The organism is Mesorhizobium sp. P5_C1, assembly GCF_054049815.1.
This window is the reverse complement of record NZ_JBFULQ010000446.1, coordinates 1-4,549: the sequence shown is the minus strand read 5'-3', so window position 1 is coordinate 4,549 and position 4,549 is coordinate 1. Positions and strand designations below refer to the sequence as shown.

The following is a 4,549-nucleotide window of genomic DNA, read 5'->3' as shown; positions in this document are numbered from 1 at the left end:
ATCTTGACCATCTCCCGCGCTATCTCGGCGGCGGGCTTCAGCGGTTCGACCCGGACACCCGGTTCACCGTGATGACCGATGCCGACTTCCATCGTGCCCGGCTCGATCGAGAAGTTGGGGTGGCCCACGGCGGGCAGCGTGCAAGGGCCAAGACCAACGCCAATCGAGCGGCAGTTGTCGATCGCCGTTTGCGCTGTCGCCCGCACGTCCGCGAGACCAGCACCTTCCGCGGCCTTGGCGCCGGCGCATTTCCACATGAAGATCTCGCCGGCAACGCCTCGGCGCTTGTCGCGTTCATCCGGCCCTGCCGAGCACACATCGTCGTTGGCAACGACGGTTGCGATGTCGATGCCTTCCTTGGCCGCGAGTTTTATCGCCATCTTCACATTCATGTTGTCGCCGGCGTAGTTGCCATAGAGGCAGACGACGCCCTTGCCGCCATCTGCCTCGCGCGCGGCGTCGAGGAAGCTCTTTGCCGTTGGTGACGAAAACAGCTCGCCGACCGCAACCGCATCCAGCATGTTGCGTCCCGTATAGCCGATGAAGGCAGGCTCGTGGCCGGAGCCACCCCCGGTGATCACGCCGACCTTGCCGCTGACCGGCGCATGACGGGCGACGATGACACGGGGATTGCCGCCAAGCCTGACGATATCGGCATGCGCCTTGACGAAGCCCTTGACCGTATCCTCGACGACCTCGTCGGGATTGTTGATAAACCGCTGCATTGTTGCTCCAATCCTGCGCCGCTCAGATTATGGTGTAGCCGCCGTCGACCAGAAGGTCGGCGCCGTTGATCATGTCGGCGCCGTTCGATGCCAGGAACACCGCTGCGGCGGCTATTTCCTCCGGGAAGGCAAAGCGGCCGGTCGGGATGCGCTGCTTCAGCGCCTCGCCGCGCGGCCCGTCCCACGCCTTTCGGCCAAGGTCGGTCAGCACCACTGTCGGCGAAATCGTATTGACYGTGATGCCATGCTTGCCCCATTCGGCGGCAAGCGTCTTGGACAGGCCGATGACACCGAATTTCGAGGCACAGTAGGCGACGTGCTGGTCGATCGCGACGGTGCCGGCCTGCGAAGCCATGTTGATGATCTTGCCGCCGTTGCCGGCTTTGATCAGGACGCGTCCGGCGGCCTGGGAGACGAGGAACGTTCCCTTGAGATTGATGGCGATGGTCTTGTCCCAGGCATCGAGGCTGAGCTCCTCGGCCGGAGCAAGGATGGCGACGCCGGCGCTGTTGACGACGATGTCGATATGGCCGAAAGCCGCTTCCGCCGCAGCAAACACGGCCTCCACGGATTTCGGATCGGACACATCGCAGACGAAGAACTTGGCACCGTTGCCGAGTTCATCGGCCTTCGATCTCGCAACCGATTCATTGATGTCGATCACTCCGACTGCRGCACCCTTCAAGGCAAATGCCGATGCAATGGCGCTGCCGATGCCGGAGGCGCCGCCGGTGATCAGGGCGACTTTGCCGCCAAGTGAAAAATTGAGATCGACCTGTATTGAATCAGTCATGGTTCTCTTCCCGGCCTGTTGGAAWGTGGGGTGTGCAAGAGGGCACACCCCACGGCTGAATTACTTGCGTGTCGCAAGAAGCTTGTCGACGTTTTCCGCCGTCACCGGCGTCCACGGCACATTGTAGATCTTCTCCTTGCCGTCCTTCCACGGCATGTCCTTGTAGGTTGCCCAAATGTCGGACTGGGGTTTGTAGTCACCCTTCTTGGCATTGAAGATGGCGAGATCGAGCGCCCCTTGTGCCTGGGCACGTGCGTCCTGAAGGATCGACGTCATCTCGCCGTTCTTGACGGCGTGGAGCGCGTCGGTGATGCCGTCGATGCCGGCAATGGCAAAGCTCTTCGTATCAAGGCCGGCGGCCTTGATCGCCTCGATGGCGCCGAGGGCCATTTCGTCGTTTTGGCCAATCACGCCATTGATCTGTTTGGGGTGGGCGGTGAGCCAGTTTTCCATCAGCGTCTGGGCTTCAGCGCGCGACCAGTTCGCCGTCTGATCTTCGAGGATCTTGACATCCGGGCACTCGGCAAGCGCCTTCTTGTTGCCTTCGAGGCGAGAAATCTGCGCCGACTGACCGACCGGCCCCTCGAGAATGACGACGTTGCCCTTGCAGCCAATCTTGTCGAGCACGGTCTTGGCTTCCATGTAGCCCGAGATCGTGTCGTCGGACCCGACATAGGAGGCCAGGAGATCGGAATTGACGCGGGTGTTGGAGCCGACAACCGGGATGCCGGCATCGGCGGCCGACTGCACGGCGGCCGCCCCTGCATCGACGTCAATCGGTGCGAAGATGATCGCATTGTACTTCTGCGTGACCATTGTCTTGAACTGGTCCTGCTGCACCAGGGCATCATAGCGGCCGTCGAAAACTGTCAGTTCGACTTCACCGCTCTTGACGGCAGGGTGCTCCTGAAGCGCTGCTGCCCAGATCTGCATGAACTCCGCATTCAACCCGTAAGGTGCTGCGCCGATCTTGATCTTCTCCTGCGCCATGGCCGACGAGGCCAGCAGCGCGGTCGCGGACGCGAGCGCTATCATCAATGTTTTCATTTCGTACCTCCACTTTAAGTGAGCGACCGACATGGTTCGCCTATCAACGGACACGCGGTGTGCAGGTCCGATCCCGGAGGGGCTTTGGGTCCGATGCTCTAAGCCCCGTAGTTTCTCTTCTGATCAAGCATCACGGCGCCAACGATCAGGGCGCCCTTGAGAACTTGCTGGTAGTAGGATTGGATACCCATCAGATCGAGGCCGTTGTTCATGACGCCGATGATCAGCGCGCCAATCAGTGTGCCGGTCACCCGGCCCACCCCTCCTGAGAGACTGGTTCCCCCGATCACCACCGCGGCGATCGCGTCCAGCTCATAAGCAATACCGGCCTGGGGCAGTGCGGAGCCGGTGCGGGCGCTGAGCAGCATTCCGGCGAGGCCGGCAAGACCGCCGGAGACGACATAGACGACGAACTGAATGCGGGTGATGTTGATGCCCGAGGTCCTGGCAGCGTGGGGATTGCCGCCGACGGCATAGATGTAGCGGCCGAAACGCGTCCGGTTGAGGATCCACCAGGAGACGGCAAACACGATAGCCAGAATGACGACCGGGGCTGGTATGCCAAGGATGTCGCCTGTGCCGATCCAGCGAAACGCCGGCGTCAGCGCGGGAACAGGCCGGCCTCCGCCATAGATGAGGGTCAGTCCGCGTGCGGCCGACAGCATGCCCAGCGTCGCCACAAAGGCCGGCACCGAAAAGCGCGACACGATCACACCCGAAACGGCGCCGCAGGCAACGCCGACCAAAAGACCGATGCCGAGGCCGACGACGACTGGATGGGGTGAACCGGAAATCCCGGCGGTCGCGGACGTGGTCACGAAACTGGCGCTGATGAGACCGGCAAGCGCGACCACGGAGCCGACCGAGAGGTCGATGCCGCGGGTCAGGATGACGAAGGTCATGCCGATGGCGAGGACACCATTGATCGACGTCTGCAGCAGCACGTTCGAGATGTTGCCGGCTGTCAAAAAGAACTCGTTGGAGACCGACAGAACCGCAACCAGGATCAGGAAGGCAAAGAAGATGCCGTATTCCTGAATCAGCAGCCGGCGCTGCTCCGAACCGAGCCAGCTTTTTGCGTTCTCGTTGTTTCCAACCGACATCATTGACTCCTCTGCCGCCGGACGAACACCCTGTCCCTGCTCAGGTTGATAGGTGGACGAGTGATTGGGCATCCGTTTCCTCCCGGCTGTAGATCCCGGCGCTCTTGCCGGCGCGCATCACCATGATGCGGTCCGACATGCCGAGAACTTCGTCGATTTCCGACGAGATCATCACGACCGTGCCGCCGGCGGCGGCGAAGTCACTGATGATCCGATAGATTTCACGCTTGGCCCCGACATCGACGCCGCGGGTCGGTTCGTCCAAAAGCAGGACCTTCGGGTTGCGAAGGAACCATTTTGCCAGCACCACCTTCTGCTGGTTGCCGCCTGAAAGGCCGGAAACCGGCATCGTGTCGCGCGCCGCCTTGATCTGGAATTTTTCCCGCATGTCGCGGCTTGCTTGCGCCTCCCGCGGCCGATCCATGCTGAAGGCGGGGCTCATTTCCGGCAGGCTCGCCATGCAGATGTTGGCGCGCACGGAATCGGAGAGATTGAGGCCGGTCAACTTGCGGTCTTCGGTGACCAGCGCCAGCCCGTGCGCCATGGCATCGGCCGACTTGGAAATAGTGACCTCGGCACCGTCGAGCTTGATGCTTCCTGCCGAAGGCTTGTCGAGCCCGAAGAGGCAGTTGAAGATCTCGGTCCGTCCGGCCCCCATCAGGCCGTAAATGCCGAAGATCTCACCCTTTCGTGCGGTGAACGAGATATCCTCGATCTTGTTCGGGCATGTGAGCGCGGTAACCTCGAGAACGGTTTCCAAGGTGGGCGTGTTGGTCTTGATGTATTCCTCGGACAGTTCGCGGCCGACGATCATGCGGATCAGGTTGTGCCGATCGATGTCTGCAAGCGCCCCGCTGCCGACATAGGCGCCGTCACGGAAG

5 protein-coding genes are annotated in these 4,549 nt (G+C 61.6%); all 5 read right to left on the bottom strand.

Annotated elements, in window-relative coordinates; genetic code table 11:
* Positions 1-725: dihydroxyacetone kinase subunit DhaK (locus ACXJ7R_RS25445; protein WP_457154237.1), on the bottom strand; the 725-nt coding region annotated here is incomplete at its 3' end.
* Positions 726-747: 22 nt separating this feature from the next.
* The gene (locus tag ACXJ7R_RS25440) at positions 748-1,518 is read right to left on the bottom strand and encodes an SDR family oxidoreductase (protein ID WP_457154236.1); all 771 of its coding nucleotides are present in this window, start codon (positions 1,516-1,518) and stop codon (positions 748-750) included.
* A gap of 60 nt (positions 1,519-1,578) precedes the next feature.
* Positions 1,579-2,565, bottom strand: a complete 987-nt coding sequence (locus ACXJ7R_RS25435; RefSeq protein ID WP_457154235.1) for a substrate-binding domain-containing protein — start codon at positions 2,563-2,565, stop codon at positions 1,579-1,581.
* A 98-nt stretch (positions 2,566-2,663) separates the two neighbouring features.
* A complete protein-coding gene (locus ACXJ7R_RS25430) occupies positions 2,664-3,668 on the bottom strand; it encodes an ABC transporter permease (RefSeq protein ID WP_457154234.1) in 1,005 nt (334 codons plus the stop codon).
* A gap of 40 nt (positions 3,669-3,708) precedes the next feature.
* Positions 3,709-4,549, bottom strand: an 841-nt coding sequence (locus ACXJ7R_RS25425) for an ATP-binding cassette domain-containing protein (protein WP_457154233.1), incomplete at its 5' end; no start/stop codon positions are given.